A 26,476-nucleotide genomic window follows, 5' to 3' on the forward strand; every position below is an offset into this window, starting at 1 on the left:
CCTAGCGCCCGGTCGTTACCGGGCGATCAATCGGCCGGTTGCCCGGCCTCCTCCCAGAAACGCGCGTCCTGCAACGCATCGACCGTGATCATCATGTGCCGCTGGATCTGCTCCACCGCGGCATCGGCATTGCGGTCCAGCGCCAGAGCCACCAGCCGCTCATGTTCTTCGATATGCGCGTCGCCGGATACCTGGGGGATCACGATCAGCCGGCGGTAGCGTAGATGCTGGTCCTGAAGCTGGCGTTGCAACTGAAGCAGACGGGTGGATCCGCACGCACCGATCAAGGCGGCGTGCAATGCATCATGCGCGGCCTCCCAGGCCGTCAGCTGGTCAGCACTTTCGAACGCGCTTTCCGCGCGGCGGCGATAGAGATGCATCGCGGCAAGCAACTGGGCCTCCCAATCGGCGTCGCCGCGCTCGATCGACAAACGCAGCGCGCTGCTCTCGATCGCGCACCGCGTGATCGCGATATCCGCCAGGTCGTCGCGCGACAGCGGCGTCACACGGAAGCCCCGATTGGGTTCGAGTTCCACAAGGCCCTCGCCGACGAGCCGCGACAATGCTTCCCGGATCGGCGAGAAGCCCACGTCGAAGCGTGCCTTCAGATCCTCCATCCGCAGGCGCGAAGCAGGGGGCAGCGAGCCGCACATGATATCCCGGCGGATGGAATTTTCGACTGGATCACCTTTTGCCATAAACGCAAATTGGATCGATTCGCGAAAAGAGTCAAGATTTTCGAAAATCTTTGTTCCCGCACTCATGTCGGCGCCGATGTGTCGGCATATCAATGCGTCGCGCAGGCGCTCGCGCTCAGCCTTTTCATTGCGGATGGGGCGGATCAGATGTGGGGGAGGCGATCAGGATCCTAACAGGGCAGGGAAACCGATACCTTCAGCCCGCCTTCGTCGCGGTTGGACAGCGTGATGTCGCCGCCATGTGCCCTGGCGACGGCACGGGCGCTTGCAAGGCCCAGGCCGCTCCCTCCCGTGTCGCGGCTGCGGGACCCATCGATCCGATAGAAGGGCTCGAAAACGCGATCGACATGGGCCGCGGGAATACCCGGGCCGCTGTCGATGACGATGATACGTGCCAGTCCCGCGTCGCGTGCCAGGCTGAGGCGCGCGCTTCCGGCATATTGGACCGCGTTCTCGACGAGGTTGGCGAGCATCGCCCGCACGCCCGCCACGTCGGCATCGATCGCCACGTCGGGACCATCCTCAAGCGTCACATCCGCCCCCCTGTCCGCCAGATCGTTGACGACGCTCTCGAGCAAGGAACGCAGACTCAGCCGCTGGCGCTTCGCCGGGCTGTTCACGCCCTTGATGAACGACAGGATGCTGTTGATGCGCGCGCGCATCTCGCGGATCTCCGCATTGGCCGCCGCCCGCGTGCCTGGCGCGACGTCGTCGACAAGCACGCTGAGGCGCATCAGAGGGGTCCTGAGGTCATGAGCGATCGCGGCAACCATCGTGGTGCGATCCTCGACATAGCGTTGCAACCGTGTCTGCATGGCGTTGAACGCCTCCGCCGCCGCGACGATCTCGGGCGGACCCCGCGGGCTGAGAGGGCGAGCGCTCGGATCGCGCCCAAGCCGTTCGGCGGCGCTGGCGAAAAGATCGACCGGGGCAGCGATACGGCGCGCGACCAGCCAGGCGATCGGCACCACGAGCAGCACCGCGCCGGCCAGCCAAAGAAGCGCCTGCCATTGCCACGGCTCGATGCCGCGCGACGCGGGCCGCACGACGCGCCATTGCCCCCCGGGCAGGCGCTGGGCTGCCCGGAAGCTTCCCACGATCAGGTCGGTGTGCGGCACGCCCGCCACTTCCTCGGCATGCATCGGCTTGCCGATCAGCGAGATCTTCCGGCCACCCATCTTGCGGCGTTCCTCGATTCCCGGGGGACGCGAGATCTGCACGCGCACCAGGTCCGGCGCGGCTCCAAGATATCGTGCGAGCAGGTCGCCGACGCGCCGGTCGCGTTCGTCCAGCGCGCCGCTTCCGGCCGACTCCTCCACGCTTACCTGCAGGGTCTCGGAATTCGTGCCCGAGCGCAGCGCGCTCGCGATTTCGGTCAACAGGTAGACGCGCGGCTCGGGCAGCCTCACCATCAACACGAGCGCGAAGTTGAGCACCTGGGCACCGAGCACGGCAGCCAGGATCACGACAAAGATGCGCAGGAAAAGCGGCGGCCGTTGCCAGATGATCCGTTTCATAAAAACTGCCCTTCCGGCGTCGGTTCCTACCGCTCGCCCGTGTCTGCGGCCCAGAAGCACAAATCGCCGCTCGGGCAGACGTCACGCCTCTTCGATACAAATGTTTCCGCAGCACTTCGGCCGAAGCCTAGTCCGGAAATATTGCAGATACGCAAGCGGGCGAACGAACAACCGCAGGGGTCCGCAACCAGCGTCCACCACGGTGGCATGGCGTCAAATGGATAAGATATGGAACTCCGGCAGGCATCTGCGGCCCGGGCACGACCGAAAAGCGCTCTGGTCAGCCCCGTCAAGTCAAGCGACGGCACACCGTTTTTCAACGAGCTCGAACACGCCGTCATCCAGCTTTCGCGCGGGGACCGGCTCGCCAGCACTGCCGAGCCGCATCCGGTACGGCGTTTCGTCAACAGGATGCTTGGGTTGCGCCGGCCCGGCCCGTTGTCCGGACCCCGGCTCGAGGCGTTGCGCCGCACCTGCGTGGCGCTCCGCGGCCGCGACGGCAATCTCCTCCCCCGGGAGGAGGCGCTGTTTCTCGCTGCCGGATTCTCCACGGCCCATCTTCATCGCCTCCGCTTCCTTCTCCGGACAGAATCCGGTCCAACGGGATAGGATCCCGTGACGAGGCGCGATCGCGATCCGATCCCCCACGCCGTTCACGTCGCGCGTCGCCCGCAGGCAGCAAGGGATCTTGCGCATGCAATGGCGAGGCACTGGCGGCTTCACACGATATACAGGTCGGCTGGCATAGCGCTCTTTGCCGATACATTCCTCGAGAAGTCCGCCCGTGGCGGGGCGGGAGATTAAGGGACATGACGGAAACCGAAGTCAGGGCAGAGCCCTTGGGCGCCACCTTGTTGATCGTCGACGACGACGACGTGATCCGCACCGGACTCGGCGAGAGCCTGGAGCGGCGAGGCTATCGTGTCCTGACGGCGACGAACGTGGCCGAGATGGACCGGATGCTCGCGTCGAACCCGGTCGATCTGGTCATCCTGGACATTATGATGCCCGGTGAGGACGGGCTGTCCGCATGTCGCCGTCTTGCGGCCAATGCCGGCCCGCCGGTCATCATCCTGAGCGCCCTGGGCGAGGAGGGAGACAGGATCGTCGGGCTCGAAATCGGTGCCGACCATTATCTCCCCAAGCCGTGCAGCCCGCGGGAAGTCGTCGCGCATGTCCGCACCTTGTTGCGCCGCCACCAGTCCCCGGAGCCGCCCAGGAATATCCTGTTCTTCCGGGGCTGGAGGGTCGATCTCGACTCGAACGAACTGTTCGACAGCGATGGCGTGCTTGTCCACCTCACCGACGGCGAATTCGCGGTGCTGCGGGTCTTTGTCGAAAAGCCACGGCGCATTCTCAGCCGGGATGAACTGCTGCAGGGCGCCCGCGGCGCGGATTCCGACGCGTTCGACCGGGCGATCGACATCCAGATAAGTCGGCTGCGGCGCAAGCTCAACGCGCCGGGCGACAGCCTGATACGAACGGTCCGGAACGAGGGGTACATGCTCGCGGCGAAGGTCTCGACGGCCGCTGTTCCGATGTAGGGGCGTACCGGCTAGCGGCGCCCGATGCGCGGAAGCTCGCCTCGGGTCAGCGCTCCGTCCCTATCGGCGTCCAGGATTCGGAAGCGTTGTTCGGCGGTCAGCGCGAATTCTACCGGACTGATACCACGGTTCCAGTTCCTGTCCGCGGCCGCGACGGGTTCGGGGATATTGAGATACGAGTAGCGGCCGGCGCCTCCCTGGGGCGAATAGGGCGCGGAGCGCGCCGCCGGCGCGTCGGTCGAGCCAGAATCGCGCGACCGGCCGCCGGACTTGGGGCCTTCCCCGGGCTTCCCGCCGCTATGATCGCCCTCGGACCCTCCGGACCGGCCTTCTTCGGAGTGCGATTCGGCCTTGCCGGAATCTCCGGAGCGGATTTCGGGTGCGACGTCTTCCTCGTACCGCGTGATTTCGATCGGGTCGATCTCGCCGTCGGCGTTCACGTCCAGCGTGGCGTAGAAGCGGCTGGCGTCGGAGACGAATTCCTCAAGGCTGAGGCGGTGGTCGCGATCCCGGTCCGCACCGTCGAACCATGTCGCGTCGGGCCCGTCCTCGGTGTTGTTGCGGAAGGGCTCGCCCATCGGGCTGATGAACACCCTTTCCCGCTTCTCCCCATTGTCCTTCTTGTCCTGGCGCCCCTGGGCGAAGGCCTGGGCGGCCGGGACCATGAGGCCGGCGAGGCAAAACGACGCCAGCAGGTGAACGAATAGTCTACGCATCGATCTGCCTCCGTGAGGTTCGGCAGTGGCGCGTGGATTATTCCACGGTGTGTCGGTTCATGTCCGGGGCGGAAAAGCCGATATCGCCGGACGGGGTGCCGGGCCGGGCGAACCGTCTTCGAAATGTGCAGGAAATAATCGAATATCTGGCAACCGCATCCAGTCGCCAAGGCGGCCGGTATGAAAGCGGACAGGAAAAGCGTCGGCCGGTCGGCAGCCCATGCGCGCTGCGTTACCGGCCGCCATCGTCCGGTGCGGCCGGTGGTCGCGACGGGCGCGGATCCGCTTCGCTCGACCTGCCGGTACTGCGGCTGCTCCATCGTGCGATGGCCGGTCACCGACCGCTGGCTCTATTCGGGACCGCTGCCCGTGTCGCCCGTTGCCGCGCAGCCCCCAACCCATCCACAACGAAACCAGGAGTAGTTCCATGAAGATACCGCACGTCCTTCTTGCCGTCGCCGGTGCTGCGCTCCTCGGCGCCTGCGCCTCGGACGGTTATGACAGCGCCCGCCCGGACGACGGGCGCGGCGAGGGGAATCCCGGGCATCAGGGAAAGCCCGGGGAAAACAAGCTCGCGCCCGGTGCCAGGCCGACCGCCGTTTCCTGACGGCTTTCCGGTCCGGCTTGCGGCGACCTGATCATCGCCAGGGAATCGATCATCGCACCGACAGGAACCGGCTCTCCGGTGACCCATATCCATGACCCGAAAACTCATCTTCCAGATTCATTGGTTCCTTGGCGTCACGGCCGGCCTCGTCCTCGCCATCATGGGCGTGACGGGCGCCGCACTCGGTTTCGAGGACGAGATCGTGGCCGCGCTCAGCGCCAGCCGCGTGACCGTCCCTGCCGGCCTCGCGCCGTTGCGGCCGGACACGCTTGTCGCTCGGATTCAGGAACAGCGTCCCGATGCCGCCATCGGGCAGATTCGCCTTTCCTCCGATCCGGCCCATGCCGCCCAGGTACGATTGCAGGAATCGCGGGGGCACGGCGAGGATCGGGGTGTGACTTATGTGGACCCTTATACCGGCCGCATCCTGGGTCGGTCGGTTGGGGGAGCATTCTTCAATGTCGTCGAATCGCTGCACCGCTTCCTCGCGCTCCCGCCGGCCCCCGGCGAGAAGAGCAGCTCGCTCGGGCGGCAGATCACCGGGCTCGCGGCCCTGTCCCTCATCTTCTTCGCCATTTCAGGAATCTACCTGCGGTGGCCGCGCCAGCCTCTCAACTGGCGGTCGTGGTTTGTCCCCGATCTGCGGCGTACGGGCAGGAACCTGTACCGCGAGCTTCACGTCATCCTGGGGAGCTGGCTACTCGCCTTCTACCTCCTGGCGGCGCTCACCGGATTGATGTGGTCCTACGACTGGTACCGCCAGGCGATCAGCGTGGCGCTGGGCGGCGCCGGCGATGCGAAGGGGCCGTTCGACGACCATGGCAAGCGGCTGCGGCCATCGGAGCGACCGCAAAGCGGTCCGAATGCGGCGGACGACTCCTTCGCACCGCGCACGCAAGAAGATCTGGTCCGGCGCAACCCGGCTCCGGCTGCGTCATCGAGCCCCACGGCGTTTTTTGCGCCGGTGACCGGCAAGAGCGCCGCCACGGCGCCCGCGCCGCAACCACCGCTGCGCCGCGCCGATGAGTCCCGCTCTACCGGTGAATCGAAAGGCGCATGGGACGGGCATATCGGCCCACCCGGCGACAGCGACCACATGGACAGGGGCAAGGATGCCGAGCACGAGGACCTGTTCGACGAGCTTGGCATAAGCCCTGACGTGGAAAAGGCGCTAGGCCCGACCGGCGATGCCGCGGACGATGCGGTTCCGGCAGATCTGACCGTGGCGGCGGCGTCAGGCGCGTCTTCGCCGCCGTCGACGCCAGTCGAGCGGACGACGCGTGGCCCAGAGATAGGAAGGGGCGGGCGAGGTGCGTATGCCCGCCCTGATCCCATCGGCATCGCAGCCGATTCACCCCGGCCGACGGCGCCGGTGCCGTCCAATGCTTCCCCGGCCGCGGCGGTGCGGCAGAAGGATCGGCCAAGGGTGGATGCCGGCGGTGCCTTCGCACCGTCGCTCCCGGTGGCGTCGCTCGACGGGATCTGGGCTCAGTTCCTCCGTCTCGCCGGACCGAATTATGGCGAAGCCGGCATCTCGATGCCCCGCGGCGGCGGTCCGGTGAGGGTCGACCGTCCCCTGCAGGGCGGCTTCCATGACGGGATCATGGATCGCTATCATTTCGACTCGCGCACAGGGGCGCTGGTTCGAACGGACCTGGCGGCCAACCGTCCGATCGGTCCCACCATCACGGGCAGCGTGCTGGCCATCCATAGCGGCGCCTTTCTCGGTCTCCCGGGTCGGGTGCTCATGGCGCTGGCGAGTCTGTTCATGCCGCTGTTCTTCATAACCGGCATCCTGCTCTACCTCCATCGTCGCGCCAGAAAACGCCGGACCGGCCCTCGCGCCGCCAGCCCTCTCGTCGGTCCCGAGGTTAAAAGCGACCTGCTCGTGGTCCATGCGAGCCAGACCGGCGGAGCGCAGCAGCTGGCCGAGAGAACGGCCGGCGCCTTTGCCGAGGCGGGAAGGCCGGTCCGTCTGTTGCCGATGTCCTCCCTGAGCAGCAAGCATCTCCAGTCGGCCCGCCTGGCCCTCTTCATCATCAGCACCTATGGCGAGGGCGCTCCGCCGGACGGCGCCCGTGCCTTCGCCAGGCGGCAGATGGGCGAACCGATCCTCCTCGCCGGCCTGCACTATGCCGTCCTCGCGCTGGGTGATCGCGAATATCCCCGTTTCTGCCGTTTCGCCCATGACGTCGACACGTGGCTCTTCGCATGCGGCGCCAGGCGATTGTTCGATCCGGTCGAGATGGACAGCGACGACGATGTCGCCGCCCGCGAATGGAGCGATCGCCTGACATCGCTTGGCGCAGCCGTCGATGGCGCGGCGTGGGAACCGGTGCCGTTCCGTCCCTGGCTGCTCGCCCAACGTCACCTGCTGAACCATGGCAGTCCGGGCGGGCCGGTATACCATCTCCGCTTCGGCCCGCTCGACCAGGCGTTGCTGCGCTGGCAGGCAGGCGACATTGCTGAAATCCGCCCCCGCAACCGGCCCGAGATTGTCGACCGCCTGCTGAACCAGGCGAGGCTCGACGGCCGGCAGGTCATCGACGGGCTGTCCCTGCGCGATCATCTGTCCCGCGCCGTGCTGCCCGTGGCGCTTCCCTGTCCCGTCGTTCCGTCAGATCTGGTGTCCTCGCTTCGCCCGCTGCCGACCCGGGAATATTCGATCGCGTCCATCCCAAGTGACGGTTCGCTCGACCTGGTGGTCCGGCAGGTCGTCAAACCGGACGGTCTCGGTCTTGGATCAGGCTGGATGACCGAATATCTGCCGCTCGCGGGCGATATCGAGCTGCGCATCAGGGCCAACCCGACTTTCCATCGGCCGGACGACGGGCCGTTGATCCTCATCGGCAACGGTACCGGCATTGCCGGCCTGCGCGCGCACCTGCGCGAGAGTGACCGGTCGGGCAATGGCGGGCATTGGCTCCTGTTCGGGGAGCGTTCCCCGCGACACGACACTTTCTTCGCGGACGAGATTGCGGCGTGGATCCGGAACGGCACCTTGGCGCGCTTCGACCCTGCCTGGTCCCGCGACGACCTCTCGCCATGCTATGTCCAGCAGCTGGCGCGGGAAAACGCCGCGCTCCTGAAGGCCTGGGTGGCGGCCGGCGCCACGATCATGGTCTGCGGCAGCCTTGAGGGAATGGCCCCGGGCGTGGATGTGGCGCTGGGGGAGGCGATCGGTGGCGAAGCGCTGGACCTCCTCATCGACAAGGGTCGTTACCGCAGGGATGTCTACTGATGCGGCGGCATCGCCCAGCCGGGTCGACGGACGGCGCGACGGCGTCACCCTCCTAGTGCTCGGCTCGCTCATCGCCCTGGGATTGACCGGCGTGTTCCTCGTGATGGCGACGGAGAAATTCGTGCCTTTCGCTCCCTCCTGGTTGCTGCTGGGACTGCTCGGTCATGCCTGCGCTTCGATCGATGGATCGCTGGCGCTCTGGTACGGCGTGGCGTTGCTCGGATCGGCAGCCGGTTCCGTGATCGCGGTGCTGGCCGGCGATGCCTTTGGCAGAGTGCGCTGCTTCCGTTTGGCGCGCCGGCTCCTCGGGCATTTTCATGGCGGCGAGGCCGGCTTCGGCAAGCTGGTCGACAGGCTGGAGGCGCGGGCATTTTCGACGATGATGTTCGCCCAGCTGGTCCCGGGGCTGCGGACCATCGCGGCGCCCGTGGCCGGTGCCCTCGGCGTGCGGCTGTCGGCCGCGCTCCCCCCGCTATTGATCGGCGCCGCCTTCTGGAATGCCTTCTTCATGATTGCGGGCTACGTCGCCTTCGTCTCGGGCAGGTAGCCGCGCGACGCGAGATCAGGGGATGTCGGCTTCTTCCGCGGCGGCGGCGCGGCGCTCGGCCATCCATTGCCGCAGCATCTGCGCGGTGCAGCCGGTCTGCCCGTTGCTGCCGACCGGCGAACAGCTGTTCGGCCGGGTGGGCCGGCTCGCCTCGTCAAGCATTTGCGCGCGACGAGTCCATGATTGCGATGGCGGATCGTCCCGCTTCTCGCGAAAGCGCCTCGGGATGCGGTATCGTTCACCCTCGGGCTGGCGGGCGCATACCACGACCTCGCCGCCGCTCGGCGTCGGACATTTGTCGTCGCCATAGACCGTCACGGCGACCGTGCGCTCCTGTGCGGTGGCGCGAACCGGCGCTGCGCCGCCGGCCGCCATCGCCATGAAGACGAGGGCATACGCGCCCGGCCACGGATACGAGGCGCGGCGCTGACATGCTTGAAGCCGGATCGCCGATGTGTCGGGGACGATGGCAGCTGAACCGGAAAACATGACATAATCTCCTGATCCGCGTCCGGTGGCGCCACTTTGTATCCCTGGAATATCGCTCCATTGCCGCGATGCGTCCGCCCGGCCGGACGCGCACCAGGAAGCAAGGGCCTGCAACGGCCGTTACGCTCGGTTCGATGGCCGAACCGGCCGGGGATGTTTCCGCCTCTCGCCTCAATGGAAACGTGGGAACATCGCAGGGGAAGATTTGCCGCGTAGCCGAACACCTCATTCGAGGTGCCTTTTCAATGCTGTCTGTCGCGTTTGTTCGCCAGCGACCCTTCCGGGTCGCCGCATTTCTGTTGAGTGCGGGGGCAGCAGCCAGCGCCATGGCGCAAACGGCCGAGCCCCAGACGATGGCACGGCCGGCTCAATCCCGATCGGGCACGATCAAGTCGCTGCGCGTCGAGGGAAGCCAGCGGATCGAACCGGATACCGTGCTGAACCACACCAAGCTTCGCACCGGCGAGCGCTATTCGCCGGAGATCGTCGACGAAGCGATCCGCGACCTTCTTGCCAATGATTTTCTCGCCGACGTGGCGATCGCCGGCCTGGACACGGGCGATCTCGTCATTCGCATCCGCGAGAGCGCGATCGTCAACCGCGTGGTGCTGGAAGGCAACAAGCGGCTGAAGAGCGACAAGATCCAGAAAGAGATCAAGCTGGCCCCGCGGCAGGTCTTCACGCGCAGCGCGGTGCGCGCCGATGTCGCCCGGATCGTCGAACTCTATCGCCGGCAGGGCCGGTTCGACGCGAGGGTGGAGCCCAAGATGGTTTCGCTCGACCAGAACCGCGTCGATGTCGTGTTCGAGATCACCGAGGGACCGAAATCGAAGGTTCGCCAGATCAACATCCTCGGCAACAAGATCTTCTCCGACGGCAAGCTGCGCGGCGAGATGGCGACGAAGCAGGCGCGCTTCACCTCGTTGCTCAGCTCGAACACGAGCTATGATCAGGATCGCCTCGCCTATGACCAGCAGAAACTGCGACAATCCTACCTGACGGCGGGCTATGCCGATTTTCGCGTCATCTCCGCGATCGCCGAACTCACGCCGGACAAGCGCGACTTCATCATCACCTATGTCGTCGAGGAAGGACCGCGCTACCGGTTCGGCGACGTCACCGTCGACAGCGACATCCGCGACTTCGACGCGAAGAGCCTGGCGAAGGGGCTCTCGATCAGGAAGGGCGACTGGTACAACGCGAAGTCAGTCGAAGACATTGTCGATTCGCTGGGGCAAACCGCCGGCCTGTTCGGCTATGCCTTTGCCGAGGTCAGCCCCGAGTTCCAGCGCGATCGCGAGGGGCTGACGATGTCGCTGAACTTCCACATCGCGGAAGCCAGGCGAACCTATGTCGAGCGGATCGACATCGCCGGAAACCGCAATACCCTGGACAAGGTGGTCCGCCGCGAATTCCGCGTTTCGGAAGGGGACGCCTTCAACAGCTTCCTGGTCAAGCGCTCGCAGGATCGCATCAGCTCGCTCGGCTATTTCCAGGACAAGCTGGAGGTCAAGCAGACCCAGGGTTCGGCGTCCGACCGCGTCGTGCTCACGGCCGATGTCGAGGAAAAATCGACCGGCGAGCTGAGCCTGTCGGCGGGCTATTCCAGCCTCGAAAGCTTCATCCTCAGCGCCGGGATCACCCAGCGCAACTTCCGCGGCAGGGGCCAGGAACTCCGTCTGAGCGGCGATCTCTCGGCCTATTCCAAATCCGTCAATGTCGGTTTCACCGAGCCCTATCTGTTCGGCAAGCAGGTCGCCTTCGGTGCGGACGTTTTTCGGCGCGACTATAATTCCTACAGCGTCATCGGCGATACCGACAGCTCCACCTATGAACAGATTACGACCGGCTTCCAGCTACGCTTCGGTGTGCCGCTCACCGAATATTGGTCGGCGTCGTTCCGCTATGGCCTGAGTTCGGATCAGGTCACGCTCGATCCCGTCACCTACTATACCAACGGTCAGTGCGATCCGGCGCTTGCCGGGCAATATCTCTGCGAGGCGGTCGGGGATCGCCTTACCTCCTCCGTCGGCATGTCCTTCGTGTTCGACAACACGAACAGCCGGTTGCGGCCGACATCGGGCCAGCATCTGTCGCTGAGCCAGGATTTTGCCGGTGTCGGCGGCGATGTCCGCTATATCCGCTCAAGGGTGGATGCCACCAAATATTGGGGGCTCGGGTCGGGCTTCGTGCTCTCCGCCCATGCCGAGGGCGGCTATATCGCCGGGCTTGGCCAGGAGGTTCGCCTCACGGATCGCTTCTTCCTCGGCGAGCCCGAGATGCGGGGCTTCGACATCCGCGGTGTCGGCCCACGCGTGACCCGCTATCCCTATGACCTGACCACCATCCCGGCGACACCGCTGACGGACGAGGACAGCATCGTCCAGAATGCGCTGGGCGGTAACGCTTATTATCTCGGCCGCCTCGAACTCCAGCTGCCGCTGGGCGCCGGGGCTCGGGAGATGGGCCTTCGCCCGTCGCTCTACCTCGACGTGGGCGCCGTGTTCGGGGCACCGCGTCCGACGGTGAGCGATGCCTGCGCCGCGCCCAACGGCGCTACGCCACCGGTCGCGTGCGTCGGGCCGATCCGCCAATATACCGATGCCAGCGGCAACCCGCTCTACCTGAACCCGGACGGCTCCACGACCACGGTCAATACCGGCTCGCCCTACAACTACTCGCTCGGCGCCTATCGCGAGGTCTATTTTGGCGACACGCCGCGTCCGCGCGTGTCGATCGGGATCGGCGTGAACTGGAATTCGCCGATGGGGCCGTTGCGCTTCGATCTCGCGAAGGCGTTGGTCACCGCGCCCGGCGACGACACGAAGCTCTTCAGCTTCAACGTCGGGACCCAGTTCTGACGGTTGCCGCCGGTTCTGCCGGCCCCGGCACGTCCGCGCCCCGTCGCCGAAAATCACGTCATCCCCGCACCTGCCTCAGACAAAGGAGTCTCATTCATGGATTGGTCCGACGGCTATTTCACCGACCTCGAATACACGCACGGCTATTATGACGAGCTCAGCCCGGGGGTATTGCGGCTCAACTGCCTCGCGGCCGGCATCGCGGCGCCGATCGGCGACGACTTCACCTATCTCGAGCTTGGCTATGGCCAGGGCCTGTCGGTCAACATCCATGCGGCGGCCACCAACGGGAGCTATTGGGGCACGGATTTCAACCCGATCCAGGCGGTCCATGCGCAGGCAATGGGTAGCGCGTCGGGAGCCGATCCCCAGCTCCTGAACGAATCGTTCGAGCAGCTCGCCGCGCGCACCGACCTGCCCCAATTCGACGTCATTGCGCTGCACGGCATCTGGAGCTGGGTCTCCGACCGGAACAAGCGCTTCATCACCGACATCATCCAGCGGAATCTTCGTGTCGGGGGCATCGTCTATATCAGCTATAATTGCCTGCCCGGCTGGGCGGCGGGGATGCCGATCCGACACCTCATGACCTTGCACAGCGAGGCGGGCGGCACCGACCTTGGCGGCCCGTCCGGAAAGATCGAGGCCGCGCTGGCATTCGCGCTGCGTGTGGCGGACGCCGGCGCACAATATTTCCAGGCAAGCCCGGGGGTCGCGGAATATCTGCGAAACCTCAAGGATGCGAACCCGAACTACCTGGCGCACGAATATTTCAATCGCGACTGGAGCATCGTCAATTTTTCCGACGTGAACGCTTATATGGAGAACGCGAAGCTCAGCTTCGCGTGCGCGGGCAGCCTGCTCGATCACATGGACGAATATCATATGCGCCCCGAGAGCCAGGCGCTGCTGGCGGAGATCAAGAACCCGCTGCTTCGCCAGTCGGTGCGCGACTATGTCGTCAACCAGCGGTTCCGGCGCGACATCTTCGTCAAGGGCGCCCGCAAGCTCACCGGTCTTGAGCTGCAGAACGCGTGGCTGCAACAGCGATTCACCCTGATGACGCCGGCGGCGGAAATCTCGCTGAAAGTCGAGGCTCCCCTGGGCGAGCTCACGCTGCATTCCCATATCTACGAACCGATCATCGAGATGCTGGCCGACAACGAATCCGCGCCCAAGACCATCGCCGAGATCCGCGAGCATCCTGCCCTCAAGACGCTCGAAGTCGGGGGCGTGGTGGGCTCTCTCCTGGTGCTCGGGGGCCTTCGTCATCTCAAGCCGGCGCAGGAAGTCACCACGCGAATCCACGAGCGCTGCCGGTCCCTCAATCAATATCTGTGCGAACGCGCCTTTTCGAGTTCCGACATCGGCTCCGTCGCCGCCCCGGTGATCGGCGGCGGCGTCAGCCTCCCGCGCGAATTCCAGCTCATCCTCCTGGCGATCTTCAAGGGGATGGAGACGCAGGAAGAGCAAGCCACCTATCTGAGCGACATTTTCGAAGGGGCCGGTGAGAAGCTCGTGAAGAAGGGCACGCCGCTCGCGCCGGGCGAGGAGACTCTGCGGGAGTTCAGGATGATTGCCGGCGAATTCGAGGCCAAGGTCGAACCCAAACTTCGCGCCCTTGGCGTCATCTAGGGCAGATCGAGATCCGACGGCGGCTTGTGCTTGATTCAACCTCTCCGCGGATGATGGCAATGTGGGGTCCGGCGGCACCCTTACGGGGGTATCGACCCGCTCTTCGACAGCTCCGGTTAGTGAATTTGAGCTGGCTGATACCTGGCTGTTATTCGATAACAGCCAGCATTGCCGGAAGGCATTGAAAGCGTGTCGTAAATTCAGGGCTGAAATCCAACATAACAGCCAGCAAAAAAATATCGTCCAGGAACAGCCAGCAAATCGTCCTTTGTTGGATGTAAGCTGCACCTGGGCGAGGTTCAAAGAGCCAGGGATGGCAGGGTCGGAGGGGCGCCGCGCCGCCATCTCCCGACTTTCCCCGTTCGCCGAATGTCATCCGGAACCCGTCCCGCTCATGATCCGACCTGAGCAACATTCCGATATTTCCCCGACACATCAGGTCCACAGGAAGGCGGTGGACGCCGCTCCGACGGGCAGGCTCGACGAACGCGAAGGAACCGGACATGTCTACACCTTCACCACGACATAGCGGACTGGTGATCAACGGGAATCAATTACAGCTATGGCAGCAATGGTGGCATCAATGGAATCCGGCCACGGTCCGGATCCGCATCGGTTTCGCGCGCGCGGACGCGACCGCGCCTGCCTTCAATATCGGGCGTGGCAGTCATCGGCGGCGGGATCAGCCGCTCCTGGATGGGGCCGGCGCCATCCCGGCGGAAACGGAGCCGGACTCTCCGGCATCGGGGATCTTCGGGGCGATCGATAGCGGCCCGGTGCCGAGCACGGCTGTGGATCGGAAGCGGTGCATAGACTGAGTTGGTGGTTTGCGGCCGACTGGCCTTCTGGCTGCGCTTCGCCGATCCGGCGCTGCTCGTCCGGATCGACCGCTGGGAGGGCGATTCGGGTGCATGTGCTGGAGAGTTTTGGCACATGACTACGACAACCCGTTGTGGCAATATTTATCAAATCATTGTTATATAATGATATTATAATCATCCTTTCAGCAAGAACCGGCCCGTAGGTGTGCCAATACTCGCCAACATGACAGGTTGGCCATCGGCTTGCCCCTCATCGCTCGTTCGTCGGGACGTAAGCTTTTGGTAATCTAAACCATCGACGGTTCGACGCCTGTTCTGGCGTTGGAGTGATGATGGCCCTGATTGCGCGCGTGTACCGTTCCGATCCGGACGAACGGCGCGGGGCGGCCCGATATCCCGTACTGGTCGACGCGACCCTGCGCGCGTCGGACGACGGCATGCCGCTCGACGTGCTGATCTACGATCTGTCGATGACCGGGTTCAGGATGGAGACGTCCGAGGCGCTCGATATTGAATCGATGATCTGGATCGGCATCGCCGGGACTAGGGTCAACGCAGCGGTCGTCTCGCGGCGCGGGCCCAACGGCTATGGCTGCGAATTCGTGACGCCGATCACCTTCTACCAGCTCACCGAGGCGCTGAACCCGCCCCCGACCGTGGTGTCGCTTGAACGACCCGGTCGGCCCGACACGCCGGAAGGGGCGCCCGCCCGCATTCCCTGGACCCGCATTCCCTGGACCCGTATTCCCTGGAATCGTGTGACCTTCGCCGCGATTGCCGGCGGTGCCTTCATCCTCTGCATCGTTTCGCTCTGGCTGGCCTGAGTCGCGTTACGATGCCAGGGCAAGCTGGTCCATGAGCCAGTCGTTGGTGCTGCAATCGATCACCAGATGGACCCGGTCGGTGGTGCCGCGATTGGCCACGCTATGCGGGTCGGACAGGCGCAGATACCAGACGTCGCCCGGCGCCATGACGACCGGCACCCGGTTGACCATGAACTCGACCTGCGGGTTGGTGGTGATCGGGATATGGATCCGCGCCGTACCCCATTCGGCGGCGAGATCATGGTCGAAATGCTCCTTGATGACCGATCCGGGCGTGAGCCGCATCAGTCGCACCGTCTGGAGGCCGCACTGGAACCAGTCGATCGCGGCGCGGATCGCGGGTGCCATGTCGAGCAACGGGCTATAGGCATATTCCGTGACCGACGGGTCCGAATAGGCCTGCAGGATCGGATGAGTCGCGCCGGCCGAATAACGGAGCGGCAGCACGCTCCAGTCGCCTTCGTAATTCTGCTTCACGAAATGATCGACCCAGGTCGCGCCGGCGATCCGGCCCAGGTCCTCGGCCAGCCGGTCGCCGTCGAAGGTGACGGGCAGGCGCGCCCGGTCGGCGAAGATCAAGGGTGATTGGCTCTGCATTATTAGCATGATAGGCAAACCATCCAGCACGGGCGCGACGCCCGTTTCCGGATCAGCCTATCGGCCGCGGGGGCGGTTGGAAAGAAATCGTTCGCGGTCCTTCATGACAGACACCAGCCTTCTCGACGCGGCCGCACCGATCGACCGTTTTCGCACGCTGTTGATGGCCGATTCCGCTCTGCAGCAACGGCTTGGCGTGATCGCCGAGCAGGAGATTTTCGTCGACGCGATGATCGCGGCCGCGGCGGAAGCCGGGATCGCCATCACGCCGGAGGAGGCGAATGCCGGGTTGAAAGCCGATCCGCTCGGCATCTGGCGCTTCAGTGGCGCGCCGATCACCAGCCACACGGCGCCGGAAGGGGATTGGCTGCCGATCGCGATCGTGCCGAGCACGGGTGAGCTGGCGGTGGATTGGGTCCACTTCGCCGGGCACCCCCTGGCCGATTCCTTCTTCGAGGATTCGCTGCGCCGGGCGCGCCATCTGCCGCTCAACATGCTCATGCGTCCGCGCACCCCGCTCCAGGCGCTCGCCGCGCCGGCCGGCGAGGAGCTGCGGGTCCCGGCGGGCTTCGTCTTCCATCAGTCGCGCTGCGGCTCGACCCTGGTGTCGCAGATGCTCGCGGCCGATGTCCGCAATATCGTCGTGTCGGAAGCGGCGCCGATCGATTCCATCGTGCAACTCGTCGCGGCGCGGACCGATGTGCCGATCGAGCAGCGGGTTGCGCTGCTGCGTGCGATCATCGGCGCGCTCGGCCGCGACCGGCTCGGCGGGGGCGGCCACTATGTGGTCAAGCTCGACAGCTGGCATACGCTGGCGCTGCCGCTGTTCCGGCTCGCCTTTCCCGACACGCCGTGGATTTTCCTCTACCGCGATCCGGTCGAGATCCTGGTGTCGCACGCGCGCATGGCCGGGGCGCAGACGGTCCCCGGCGCGATGCCGTTCGAACCCTATGGCATCGAGAACGCAGCGGAGATGGCGCCGGACGACTATGCCGCGCGCGCGCTCGGGCGCACCGCGGAGGCAGTGATCGAGCATCTCGCCCTCGGCGGCGGCATGCTGGTCAATTACACCGAGCTGCCGGAAGCCGTTGAGGCGCGCATCCTCCCGCATTTCGGCATCGTTCCCGACGAGCGGGGCAGGGCTGCGCTGGCGGCGGCATCGGGCCGCGATGCCAAGGCACCGCTCGAACGTTTCGCCAGGGACAGCGACGCGAAGCAGCAGGCGGCGAACGAGAAGCTCCGCGCCAATGCGGCGCTCCATATGGACGAACCCTATCGCCAGCTCGAAGGGCTTCGCCGCGCCGGCGAAAAATGAGCGCGATCTTCGGCATCGTTCGATTCGACGGCGACCCCGTATCGGCACGCGAGCTCGAGCGGATGGGCCACATCCTTGCGCATCGTGGCCCCGACGGCCGGCGTACGACGATTGAGGACAGAGCTGGCGTCGGGCAGTGCCTGCTGCGAGTGAACCGGGAGGATTGGTACGAGGCGCAGCCGATCCAGGATGGTGGCCTGACCCTCGTCGCCGACCTGCGGCTCGACAATCGCGAGGCGCTGGCCGAGGCGATCGGCATCGCCGCCGATGTGCTGCGCGACATGCCCGACAGCGACGTGCTGCTTGCTGCCTACCGGCACTGGGGTGAGGATTGTGTCGACCATCTGCTCGGCGATTTCGTCTTCGCGCTCTGGGACGCGCGGGACCGCACGCTGCTGATGGCGCGCGATCCGATGGGCCAGCGCGGCGTCTATTTCCATCATGGCGATGGCTTCTTCGCCTTTGCCAGCGAGGTGAAGGCGCTCTGGGCGGTGGAGGGCGTGCCCCGCCGCCTTTCCGAGCTGGGCATTGCCCAGCGCGTGCTCGTGCCGCTTGATCCCAACCCGGGCGGGACGATCTATGACGCGATCGGCACGCTGGGCGGTGGTATGGTGCTGCGCCTGAACGCCGATGGTGCAGTGTCGAAGCGCACCTACTGGGAGCCTCACGCCGCGCCGGAGCATCTCGGCCGTGACGAGGCCTATTATGTCGACGCGTATCGAGCCGTGGTGACGGAGGCGGTGGCGTGCCGGGTGCGCCGGCTGGCCCGCGCGCCGGCGCTCTGCTTCAGCGGTGGCTTCGACAGCGGCAGCATCGCCGCGATCGCGGGCCCGATCGTCGCGGCGCAGGGACGTCGCGTTGTCGCGGTAGCCTCGGTCCTGGACGAGGGCGAGCGCCGGCTGGTCAGCGATGCCCGCGCGGCGGTCGAGGCCTTTCGGCCCTATCCGTTCCTCGAACTCCATTATTATGTCCGCGGGGAGGAGGGGGTCTTCACCGACCTCGAGACAAGCTTCGCGATGTCGGACGAGAGTGCCGGGACGCCCTATGTCCGGCGCGGCCTGCTCCGCATAGCGGCATCCGCCGGTGCCAGGCTCGTGCTGGACGGGCATGGCGGCGACTATACCGTCAACGTGAATGCCAAGGCGATGCTCGGGCGAATCCTGCGCCGCGGCAAGCTGGGGCGCTTCGTGCGCGAGTTCCGGCTGCGCGTGCGGGTGACGGGGCGAACCTGGCAGCAGGTCGTGCGTCATGACGTCCTGCCGGCCCTGCTCCCGTTGCGGGCGTCGCTCGTTGGGCACCTCCTTCGGAACCGGTTGACGCCGGTCTGGCGCAACCGCCCGGTAAATCCGGCATTCGCCGAGACGATGTTCGCAGAAGGCGCCATCGATCCCGCGCGGTTGCGCGACGCGCGCGTGATCCAGCATCGCTGGCGCGCCTTCAGCCTGCATCATCTGCGCAAGGTGGCCGCGATGCAGCCGACTCACCCGACCCTCGCCGCGGCGCACGGGATGGATTTCTCGCGGCCCTTCCACGACCGGCGCGTGGTGGAGCTTGGTCTCGCCATCCCGGAATCGCTCGAATTCAGGGGCGGCCTGGAACGCCATCTGGCGCGCCATGTCTTTGCCGACATCCTGCCGGCGCGGCTGCTGGCGCGCGGGCCCGGCAACGATGCCGAGGAGCCCGATATGTTCCGCATGGCGAGGGAGGGCGCGCCCGACGCGCTTGCCGAGGCGCGGCGGCTGGATCGCGATGGGCGGTTATCCCGCTATCTCGATCTGGACAGGATTGAAAAGATGGTGGCCGAGGCGGACGAGGCGCGAAAGCCAGGGCATGCCGCCATATATACTGCAGCCCGGACGATCGCGCTTGCGCGCTTCATCGCGTGGTTTGACGCCAGCAACCGATGATGCGGCCGGCCGCGCGGCCGGCCTGCGCCCTAAAGATCAGGATCCGTACGGGCCGAAGAAGGTCGTGCTGCCGTCCGGCGGATTGTCGGCCACATGGGCCTCGGCATTCTGTGCCACCGAAACGATGACGCGCGGGGTCGACCAGGGTTTGCGCGACTCTGCAGCGGTAGCCGCCAAGGTGTCGGACAGGTCGATAGCAGGCGTGATTGACGTCATGACGAACGATACCCCCATGGCGCATGTTGCACCGAAACAGTTAACCTCGGGACTATGACAGAACGAAAAATGCTGCGCAACAGCGGCGATTGTACGGCGTCGCTGTTGCTGTCCGATTTTAGGTCTCGCCGGCGGCATGACCATTTTGTCATGAATAAATATGCGTGATTGCTCATGCGGTTACCAGCTTGTCTTGGCGCGGTGAGAGACTGAACCGACTTTGGCTGCTATTTGCTATTGAGTCTTTGGGGCACACGGTTACAACCATCAGGTCAACACTCGGGGGGCTGGTGTTGCACGATGCTGCGCCTCCTGAAGAACGCGTGAGGGGCTGCCATGACGCAACCATATGTAGGCGAAATCAGGTTCTTTGGGTTCAATTTCCCACCGCGAGGTTGGGCGAGCGCCGCCGGGCAGATACTGTCGATCGCGCAGAACCAGGCGCTGTTCTCGCTGCTCGGCACCACCTATGGCGGCAACGGCGTCACGACCTTCGCGCTGCCCGATCTGCGGTCCAGGACTCCGGTCGGCATGGGCAATAACGGCGGTGTCGGTACCTACGTCCAGGGCCAGGTGGGCGGCACTGAGAATGTAACGCTTATCCAGACCCAGATTCCGCAGCACAACCATTTCCTTGTGGGCACCACGATGACCGCGACGCACCGCCCGCCGATCGGGCGCACGCTTGGCGCGGACACATCCGATACCATCGATTTCTATGCGCCTGGCGGCACGCCGGTGACGCTGGATCCCGCATCGATTGCGCCTGCTGGTAGCACCCAGCCACATAATAATATTCAGCCCTATACCACGCTGAATGCCTCCATCGCGCTGCAGGGTATCTACCCGTCGCGAAATTGAGGTTTTGAGAAGCGCGGCAGAACGGCACGGAGGACGAAATGAGCAATCCCTTTCTTGGTGAAATCAGAATGTTCGCGGGCAATTTCGCGCCACGCGGCTTTGCGCTCTGTGCGGGGCAGTTGATGTCCATCGCGCAGAACGACGCGCTCTATGCCTTGCTCGGCACGACCTATGGCGGCGACGGGCAGGTGACCTTTGGCCTTCCTGACATGCGGGGGCGGCTGCCCATCAACCAGGGACAGGGTCCGAGCCTGTCGAATTATGTCATCGGCCAGATGGCTGGAACGGAATCCGTCACGCTGACGGTCCAGCAGATGCCGGCGCACAGTCACCTGCTTTCCGCGACGACGGCCACGGGAAGCCAGCCCGCGCCTACCAATACGTCGTTTACGGCGACTCTGCTCGGCACGGCCGAGCTGTACGCCGTCCCTGGGGCGAACCCGCTCAAGCAGGGCGCGATGAACACCAACAGCATCAGCGCCCTGGGCGGCAACCAGCCGCACGAGAACCGGATGCCCGCGCTGGTGATCAATTTCATCATCGCGCTGGAAGGCGTCTTCCCCAGCCGCAATTAATTCGGAGAGCGACCGTGACAGCACCATTTCTTGGCGAGATCAGGATCTTTGGGTTCAACTTTCCGCCGCGCAACTACGCCTATGCCCAAGGGCAGATTCTGCCGATCAGTCAGAACACTGCTCTGTTTTCGATCCTCGGCACTACCTATGGCGGCAATGGACAGACGACCTTCGCGCTGCCGAACTTCAGCGGCTATGCGCCGATGGGTAACGGCGACGGGCCGGGGCTTTCGTCCTATGTCCTGGGCGAGATCAGCGGCCAGACGGCCGTCACGATCGACGTCACCACGATGCCCAATCACAATCACGGCCTGAACGCGGCCGCGCCGAATCCGCAGAATCCGGCGCAGATCGTGGGGACCCCGACGAACACCGCTTTCCTGTCGGCGTCCGGTCCCGGCTCTGCCTACACGAACCCGCCGATCACGCCGGGGACACTGGTGAACATGGCGCCGACCGCGATCAGCCTGACGGGCGGCGGCCAGCCGCACTCCAACCAGCAGCCCTTTCTGGTGCTGAACTTCTGCATCGCGCTGCAGGGTATCTTCCCACCGCGCAACTGATCGGGACTGTTCCTGGTGATATCGGACAAGGCGCCGTCGGCATTTTCTCTGCCGGCGGCGTTGCTTTCACAAGGCTATAGGCTGCGCCCCGAAACGGAGGACGATACCGTCTTCCTGATGCAGCTCTTCGCCACGACCCGCGCCGACGAGTTGGCCCGAACTCAGTGGAGCGACGACCAGAAATGGTCTTTTGTTGCGCAGCAATTCGAACTGCAGCGCCTCCACTACCGGACCTATTATGCCGACACCGCGTTCGACGTGATCGAACATAATGGCCTGCCGGCCGGGCGGTTCTATCTCCAGGAAGTCGGGCAGTTCCGCATCATCGATATCGTGCTGATGCCGGAATGGCGCGGCAAGGGTGTCGGCACGGCAATCGTCGAGGCGCTGATCGAAACGGCCCGCGCCCGCGGCAAGGACATCGACATTTTCGTCGAGAAGTTCAATCCGGCGCTCGAATGGTATCGCCGCCTGGGCTTCACGGAATATGACGATACCGATATCTATCTCGAGATGAGATGGGTCGCGGAGACGGCTGACGCGCAAGCGTCCACAACTACAGGCAGCTGAACAGCTATTGCGCCTCCCCACCTCGGTGAGGAGGAATTATCTCATCGAGCGGCAGTCGCCATCGATCAGCTGAATGTCGCGCAATATCGAACGCCGTCAGCTCCCTTGGAGGCGGGTACGATGAAGATGACGACGTCGCCCAGCGCGTCATGGCGGAACTGATACAGGCCCTGTGGCAGGATCTCGTCACTGCCGCGAAAGATCAGGTCGAATGGCGCGCGCGCATCCTGCGAATGGCGCTTTAGCGCCCTGGCTTCTTCGAGCACCATCGGGAGCGGCGGCAGGCCTTCGGCGATGATTGAAAACATCGTTCCGACATGCGGCTCGAAGTCCTCCAATTCTTTCCTGTCGATGGCGACGTCCGTCATTTCCAACTCCGCTTGCTCCGGCGATCCCCCGCCACGTGACGCTGATTGAGTGCCCCAAGCATGCGGGACAATCAAGCGCCGCGGCTGCCCGTACCGGCACGAGAAACAACCAAGTATAGCACAGGCTCAGACGAAGCAGCCCAGCTCCGCCATATGCGGGGCGACCGGATAACCGGTGACCTTCACCCCCGCGGCATCGAGCCACGCATGCGCATCGATCGGTTTCGCATCGCTCTTGCCCGCGCCGAAATGCATCACGCTGGGAATGCCGCGCCGGCGCAGCATCGCCTGCGCGGCCATCGCCTGTTGCAGGCAGACCGACCTGAACGGCATCCATGGCGCACTGGTCCGCACGGCCCAGCCAATGTCCTTCGCCGTACGCGCCTGCGCCTCGCCGATGCCGCAGGCCTGGGTCGCGACGCGCGGATCGGTCGGCGGCACGAAAGCGCCGAAACCTTTCGAAACGCGCCGGAACGGGAAGATCGCCAGCGCCAGGCGCGCTGCGAGCATGCTCGCCGCCGCTTCGGCCACGAGCAGCTGTCGCCGCGGTCCGAGCGTCAGCGCGGTGCGGAGCTTATGCGCGATCGACCGAGACGGCGCCATGCTTCTCCATCTCCGCCAGGAAGCTGCCGACCTCTGCCTCGCAATCCTCGGGTGACACCTCGAACTCGCGTACCAGCGTCGCACAGACGGTGGCGATGTCGGACGGTGTCTCGATCAATTCCCAGATACGCGCGCCGACTTCGTTCATGCCGATATATTTGCCGTGCTCGGGGCTCATCATCATGATCTCGTCGCCCACACGGGCGCTGAGCCAGTCTCCCTTCCGCTCGATCAACTTGCGATCCTTTCTTCACCGGCATTCGACAATGGATAGCCCAGACGCAGCATCATCGCCGCATGATCGGCCTCGATCCGGGCGATCTGGTCGGGCGTGAGCTCGTCGTGCCATCCCCCTGATACCCCGCGCCGGAAAAAACCGCCACCCGGCCGCGCCCGCGGCGCCTCGCGGAATCCGCGCTCGGTTTCCTGTTTCTTGAGCTCGCCGAAATCGGCGAAGCGCGCTGCTTGCGCGGCCTCCTCCAGCGTCACCTCGACATGGGCAAAGGCAAGCGCCCGGCGGAAGGTGCCGGGAGCATCGGCCTGCAGATCCTCGTATCGGACGAGATGGACCGGCAGATCGGCCTGATCGAGCCAGCTTTGGTTGTAACCGCTCCAGCCGGGCAATTGCTGGCGGAGCTGGTTGGGCTGCCGGTCGCGCTCGCCGCAAAAACTGGCCTCGGCCTGGCCCATGAACATGATCGATTCGTCGATCGGCCTCGTGCCGTGATTGGCCAGGCTCGGTGCGACATCGCGCGGATCGCGCACGATCAGGATCGCGCCGTCCGCACCTTTCAATCCGCCAAGCAGCGGTTCGCCATCGCTGGTATAGGTCCAGGCGTCATGGGTCTTCATGAAGCGGATATCGCCGATCATGGTCTCGCGTTCGGCTTCCTCCTGATCGCCCTGCGCGATCGACGCGTAGACACGCGGGCGCAGCCGGTCGCATTCCTCATGAGTCAGCAGGCCGGACGGGAACAGCATGGCATTGTCGAACCAGGCGCGCGCGCTGGCGATGCCGCCCTGGCGGGGCAGGTCGTTGATATCGACCGCTGCATCCTGTCGCAGGTTCGCGACCAGCAACCGGAACCAGGTGTTGCCCGATTTCGGATAGGAGGCGAGCCACCAGGTCTTCTTCAAGCCGCCAGCTCCAGCAGCCCCAGTTCGCGCCAATGCGCCTCGAGCCAGTCCATCACCACCGGCATCTGGGTGAAGTTCATCTCCCGCGTCAGCGTGAACACGCCTGCCCGTTGCGAGATGGTCGCCGCCGCCTGGAAATAAAGGTCGGCCTGCGCCATGCGCCGCACCATCGCCGGGCGATAGGCATTGTTGCGCACCATCAGGCCGCCATCGACGATGTTGGGCCGCTCGATCCCCGGCGCATGCGGCGGACGCGCCTCGCGCAGCACATAGATGGCGGACAGCGGCAGCGCGGCGGCGGTCGCGGCGCGCGGCTCGACATAATATTTCTGGATCGCCGGCCGCACCGGCGCGGCGACGCGTTCGGTCAGCGAGAGCCGGTCGATCGAATTCTGCCACAGCTTCAATTGCCGCCCGTCGGGCTCGACCCAGGGCGTGCCGTCGGCATGGACTGAGATGCCGCAAAAATCGTCGGTGACCAGATCATATCCGGCATCGACCAGCGCCGCCGCCAGAGTCGATTTGCCCGCGCCGGACGGGCCGCAGAACAGCACCGCGCTGTCGCGCACGCGCACCGCGCTGGCGTGCAGCACGATGCGGCCGCGTTGATGCAGCAGGATGCCGAAACCGGTGCTGCTGATGAAGATCGCCGCTTCTTCGATCGAGCTACCGTCCTGCAACGCGAACAGGATCTCGCGTCCGCCCGTCAGCAGGATACGCACCACGCCCGGGACATCGAACAGGAACCGATCCGGCGCGATCTGCCAGTTCACGCCGCTGATCTCGGCTTCATCCAGCGCCGTCGGTACATCGCCGGCGCGGATCGTGACGTCGATGGCCTGCGCACAGCCTGGATCCAGCGCGATCAGGCCCGGCAGAGCAAGCTCGCTGGCGACGTTAAGTCCCGAAACCAGATAGGAAAACAAATCCATACCCCCGACATGTCGTGCGGCTGGATGAAGGCCGCAGCGACGCTGGGCGCGTTGTGAGCGATCCCCGTTTGCGCCGCAACCATTCGACAGCGATTCCGCCTTGCGATCAAGCCTCTTGCGTCCAGATTGCGTCCCCAGGCGGGGCAAATACTGGCGCACCGCCGCGCGCTGCGGCATGGAGGCGCGATGAACCCGATCTATGCGTCGCTCGGCACCACCATCTTCGAGGCCATGTCGGCCCGCGCGCGGGAGACCGGCGCGATCAACCTCGGCCAGGGTTTCCCCGATGGCCGCGGGCCGGAGGACGTCCTCGCCGAGGCCGCCCGCGCGCTGCTCGAGGACTCGAACCAGTATCCGCCGATGCCCGGCACCGCGGCGTTGCGCCAGGCAGTGGCCGATCATTATGCGGTGCATCAGGGCCTCGACCTCGCGCTGCAAGAAGTGATCGTCACCTCTGGTGCCACCGAAGCATTGGCGGCCGCGATCCTCGCGCTCGTCACGCCGGGCGACGAGGTGGTGATGTTCCAGCCACTCTACGACGCCTATCTGCCGCTGGTCGAACGCGCGGGCGGCGTGGCGAAGCTGGTGCGGCTCGAGCCGCCGGCGTGGCGCATCACGGCGGAAGCACTGGCGGCGGTGGCTGGTCCGCGCACCAAGCTGCTGATTCTCAACAACCCGCTCAACCCTACAGCGACGATGATGACGGATGCCGAGCTGTCGCTGCTCGCCGATTTCTGCACCAGCCATGATGCGATCGCGATCTGCGACGAGGTGTGGGAGCATGTCGTGTTCGACGGCGCCTCGCACCGTCCGCTGATCGCCCTGCCCGGCATGCGCGAGCGCACGGTCAAGATCGGATCGGCGGGCAAGATCTTCTCGCTGACCGGCTGGAAGGTCGGCTGGATGTGCGCTGCCCCGCCGATCGCCCAGGTACTGGCCAAGGCGCACCAGTTCCTCACCTTCACCACCCCGCCCAACCTTCAGGCGGGCGCGGCGTACGGCCTGGGCAAGGATCCCGCCTATTTCACGGAGATGCGCGCGGGTTACCAGCGCTCCCGTGACCGTCTCGCATCCGGCCTCGAAAAGCTCGGCTATGCCGTGCTGCCCAGCGCCGCGACCTATTTCCTCGCGATCGACCTGCCGCGATCGGGCGTCAACATGGGCGATGTCCAGTTCTGCAACTGGCTGATCGAGGAAGCGGGGGTGGTCTCGGTGCCGTTCTCCGCCTTCTACGCGAAGGACGCGGTGACCAGCGTGGTGCGGCTGTGCTTCGCCAAGCAGGATGCGACGCTGGATGCCGCCTTGGAGCGGATGGTCAGGCGGCCCTGAGCT

Annotated in this window: 26 protein-coding genes; 14 read left to right on the forward strand and 12 right to left on the reverse strand. The window is 65.2% G+C overall.

The features are described 5' to 3' along the window. Positions 1-26 precede the first annotated feature (26 nt). The 3 genes from AC1RT8_RS11895 to AC1RT8_RS11905 form a co-directional block, all read right to left on the reverse strand. A complete protein-coding gene (locus AC1RT8_RS11895) occupies positions 27-764 on the reverse strand; it encodes a GntR family transcriptional regulator (protein WP_493075857.1) in 738 nt (245 codons plus the stop codon). A 104-nt stretch (positions 765-868) separates the two neighbouring features. After that, complete coding sequence (locus AC1RT8_RS11900) at positions 869-2,215, reverse strand: sensor histidine kinase (RefSeq protein ID WP_493075858.1); 1,347 nt, start codon at positions 2,213-2,215, stop codon at positions 869-871. A gap of 294 nt (positions 2,216-2,509) precedes the next feature. Next, entirely contained in the window at positions 2,510-2,911 is a 402-nt protein-coding gene (locus AC1RT8_RS11905; RefSeq protein WP_493075859.1) for a hypothetical protein, read from the reverse strand. A gap of 113 nt (positions 2,912-3,024) precedes the next feature. On the opposite strand from AC1RT8_RS11905, the gene AC1RT8_RS11910 reads away from it, so the two are divergent. Beyond that, positions 3,025-3,759, forward strand: a complete 735-nt coding sequence (locus AC1RT8_RS11910; protein WP_493075861.1) for a response regulator — start codon at positions 3,025-3,027, stop codon at positions 3,757-3,759. Between the two features lie 11 nt (positions 3,760-3,770). Here the strand turns inward: AC1RT8_RS11910 and AC1RT8_RS11915 are convergent, their stop codons facing one another. Beyond that, positions 3,771-4,475 carry an EF-hand domain-containing protein gene (locus AC1RT8_RS11915; RefSeq protein WP_493075862.1) on the reverse strand — a complete coding sequence of 235 codons (705 nt, stop codon included), beginning with the start codon at positions 4,473-4,475 and terminating at the stop codon, positions 3,771-3,773. Between the two features lie 427 nt (positions 4,476-4,902). Here AC1RT8_RS11915 and AC1RT8_RS11920 point away from each other — a divergent pair, with 427 nt between their 5' ends. From AC1RT8_RS11920 to AC1RT8_RS11930, 3 genes are all read left to right on the forward strand, one after another. Then, positions 4,903-5,082 (forward strand): hypothetical protein, encoded by a 180-nt coding sequence (locus tag AC1RT8_RS11920; RefSeq protein ID WP_493075863.1) that lies wholly within the window; start codon positions 4,903-4,905, stop codon positions 5,080-5,082. A 91-nt stretch (positions 5,083-5,173) separates the two neighbouring features. Next, positions 5,174-8,323, forward strand: coding sequence for a PepSY domain-containing protein (locus tag AC1RT8_RS11925; protein WP_493075864.1), 3,150 nt, complete (start codon positions 5,174-5,176; stop codon positions 8,321-8,323). Further along, positions 8,313-8,870 carry a DedA family protein gene (locus AC1RT8_RS11930; protein ID WP_493075866.1) on the forward strand — a complete coding sequence of 186 codons (558 nt, stop codon included), beginning with the start codon at positions 8,313-8,315 and terminating at the stop codon, positions 8,868-8,870. Before AC1RT8_RS11925 ends, AC1RT8_RS11930 begins: the two co-directional genes overlap by 11 nt. A gap of 15 nt (positions 8,871-8,885) precedes the next feature. Here AC1RT8_RS11930 and AC1RT8_RS11935 read toward each other — a convergent pair whose 3' ends face one another. Continuing rightward, positions 8,886-9,359, reverse strand: coding sequence for a hypothetical protein (locus AC1RT8_RS11935; protein WP_493075867.1), 474 nt, complete (start codon positions 9,357-9,359; stop codon positions 8,886-8,888). 326 nt (positions 9,360-9,685) lie between these two features. Between AC1RT8_RS11935 and bamA the strand changes: the two genes are divergently transcribed. The 3 genes from bamA (at position 9,686) to AC1RT8_RS11950 (ending at position 15,500) form a co-directional block, all read left to right on the forward strand. Then, on the forward strand, positions 9,686-12,220 hold the full coding sequence (gene bamA / locus AC1RT8_RS11940) for an outer membrane protein assembly factor BamA (RefSeq protein ID WP_493075868.1): 2,535 nt from the start codon (positions 9,686-9,688) through the stop codon (positions 12,218-12,220). A gap of 96 nt (positions 12,221-12,316) precedes the next feature. After that, positions 12,317-13,855, forward strand: coding sequence for a methyltransferase regulatory domain-containing protein (locus AC1RT8_RS11945; RefSeq protein ID WP_493075869.1), 1,539 nt, complete (start codon positions 12,317-12,319; stop codon positions 13,853-13,855). 1,153 nt (positions 13,856-15,008) lie between these two features. Further along, a complete protein-coding gene (locus AC1RT8_RS11950) occupies positions 15,009-15,500 on the forward strand; it encodes a PilZ domain-containing protein (RefSeq protein ID WP_493075870.1) in 492 nt (163 codons plus the stop codon). Positions 15,501-15,506: 6 nt separating this feature from the next. Here AC1RT8_RS11950 and AC1RT8_RS11955 read toward each other — a convergent pair whose 3' ends face one another. Then, positions 15,507-16,079, reverse strand: coding sequence for an aspartyl/asparaginyl beta-hydroxylase domain-containing protein (locus tag AC1RT8_RS11955; protein WP_493075871.1), 573 nt, complete (start codon positions 16,077-16,079; stop codon positions 15,507-15,509). A 121-nt stretch (positions 16,080-16,200) separates the two neighbouring features. On the opposite strand from AC1RT8_RS11955, the gene AC1RT8_RS11960 reads away from it, so the two are divergent. Both AC1RT8_RS11960 and AC1RT8_RS11965 read left to right on the forward strand, forming a co-directional pair. After that, complete coding sequence (locus AC1RT8_RS11960; RefSeq protein WP_493075872.1) at positions 16,201-17,412, forward strand: hypothetical protein; 1,212 nt, start codon at positions 16,201-16,203, stop codon at positions 17,410-17,412. Then, positions 17,409-19,319: an asparagine synthase-related protein gene (locus tag AC1RT8_RS11965; RefSeq protein ID WP_493075873.1), complete on the forward strand. Its 1,911-nt coding sequence runs from the start codon at positions 17,409-17,411 to the stop codon at positions 19,317-19,319. The genes AC1RT8_RS11960 and AC1RT8_RS11965 overlap by 4 nt, the downstream gene beginning before the upstream one ends. A 36-nt stretch (positions 19,320-19,355) precedes the next feature. Here the strand turns inward: AC1RT8_RS11965 and AC1RT8_RS11970 are convergent, their stop codons facing one another. After that, positions 19,356-19,535 carry a hypothetical protein gene (locus AC1RT8_RS11970; protein ID WP_493075874.1) on the reverse strand — a complete coding sequence of 60 codons (180 nt, stop codon included), beginning with the start codon at positions 19,533-19,535 and terminating at the stop codon, positions 19,356-19,358. Between the two features lie 336 nt (positions 19,536-19,871). Between AC1RT8_RS11970 and AC1RT8_RS11975 the strand changes: the two genes are divergently transcribed. From AC1RT8_RS11975 to AC1RT8_RS11990, 4 genes are all read left to right on the forward strand, one after another. Then, positions 19,872-20,396: a phage tail protein gene (locus tag AC1RT8_RS11975; protein ID WP_493075875.1), complete on the forward strand. Its 525-nt coding sequence runs from the start codon at positions 19,872-19,874 to the stop codon at positions 20,394-20,396. Positions 20,397-20,434: 38 nt separating this feature from the next. Then, positions 20,435-20,971 carry a phage tail protein gene (locus AC1RT8_RS11980; protein ID WP_493075876.1) on the forward strand — a complete coding sequence of 179 codons (537 nt, stop codon included), beginning with the start codon at positions 20,435-20,437 and terminating at the stop codon, positions 20,969-20,971. Between the two features lie 14 nt (positions 20,972-20,985). Further along, complete coding sequence (locus AC1RT8_RS11985; protein ID WP_493075877.1) at positions 20,986-21,534, forward strand: phage tail protein; 549 nt, start codon at positions 20,986-20,988, stop codon at positions 21,532-21,534. 117 nt (positions 21,535-21,651) lie between these two features. After that, positions 21,652-22,104, forward strand: coding sequence for a GNAT family N-acetyltransferase (locus AC1RT8_RS11990; RefSeq protein ID WP_493075878.1), 453 nt, complete (start codon positions 21,652-21,654; stop codon positions 22,102-22,104). 65 nt (positions 22,105-22,169) lie between these two features. Here AC1RT8_RS11990 and AC1RT8_RS11995 read toward each other — a convergent pair whose 3' ends face one another. From AC1RT8_RS11995 to AC1RT8_RS12015, 5 genes are all read right to left on the reverse strand, one after another. Further along, on the reverse strand, positions 22,170-22,472 hold the full coding sequence (locus tag AC1RT8_RS11995) for a DUF6916 family protein (RefSeq protein ID WP_493075879.1): 303 nt from the start codon (positions 22,470-22,472) through the stop codon (positions 22,170-22,172). 126 nt (positions 22,473-22,598) lie between these two features. After that, the gene (locus AC1RT8_RS12000) at positions 22,599-23,075 is read right to left on the reverse strand and encodes a lasso peptide biosynthesis B2 protein (protein WP_493075880.1); all 477 of its coding nucleotides are present in this window, start codon (positions 23,073-23,075) and stop codon (positions 22,599-22,601) included. Next, positions 23,047-23,310: a PqqD family protein gene (locus AC1RT8_RS12005; RefSeq protein WP_372856882.1), complete on the reverse strand. Its 264-nt coding sequence runs from the start codon at positions 23,308-23,310 to the stop codon at positions 23,047-23,049. Before AC1RT8_RS12005 ends, AC1RT8_RS12000 begins: the two co-directional genes overlap by 29 nt. Next, positions 23,307-24,212 carry a sulfotransferase domain-containing protein gene (locus tag AC1RT8_RS12010; protein WP_493075881.1) on the reverse strand — a complete coding sequence of 302 codons (906 nt, stop codon included), beginning with the start codon at positions 24,210-24,212 and terminating at the stop codon, positions 23,307-23,309. The genes AC1RT8_RS12005 and AC1RT8_RS12010 overlap by 4 nt, the downstream gene beginning before the upstream one ends. Further along, positions 24,209-25,144 (reverse strand): HPr kinase/phosphorylase, encoded by a 936-nt coding sequence (locus AC1RT8_RS12015; RefSeq protein WP_493075882.1) that lies wholly within the window; start codon positions 25,142-25,144, stop codon positions 24,209-24,211. The genes AC1RT8_RS12010 and AC1RT8_RS12015 overlap by 4 nt, the downstream gene beginning before the upstream one ends. Positions 25,145-25,330: 186 nt before the next feature. Between AC1RT8_RS12015 and AC1RT8_RS12020 the strand changes: the two genes are divergently transcribed. After that, positions 25,331-26,473, forward strand: coding sequence for an aminotransferase (locus AC1RT8_RS12020; protein WP_493075883.1), 1,143 nt, complete (start codon positions 25,331-25,333; stop codon positions 26,471-26,473). Positions 26,474-26,476 lie beyond the last annotated feature (3 nt).

The organism is Sphingomonas sp. GW821-FHT10F11, assembly GCF_058809095.1.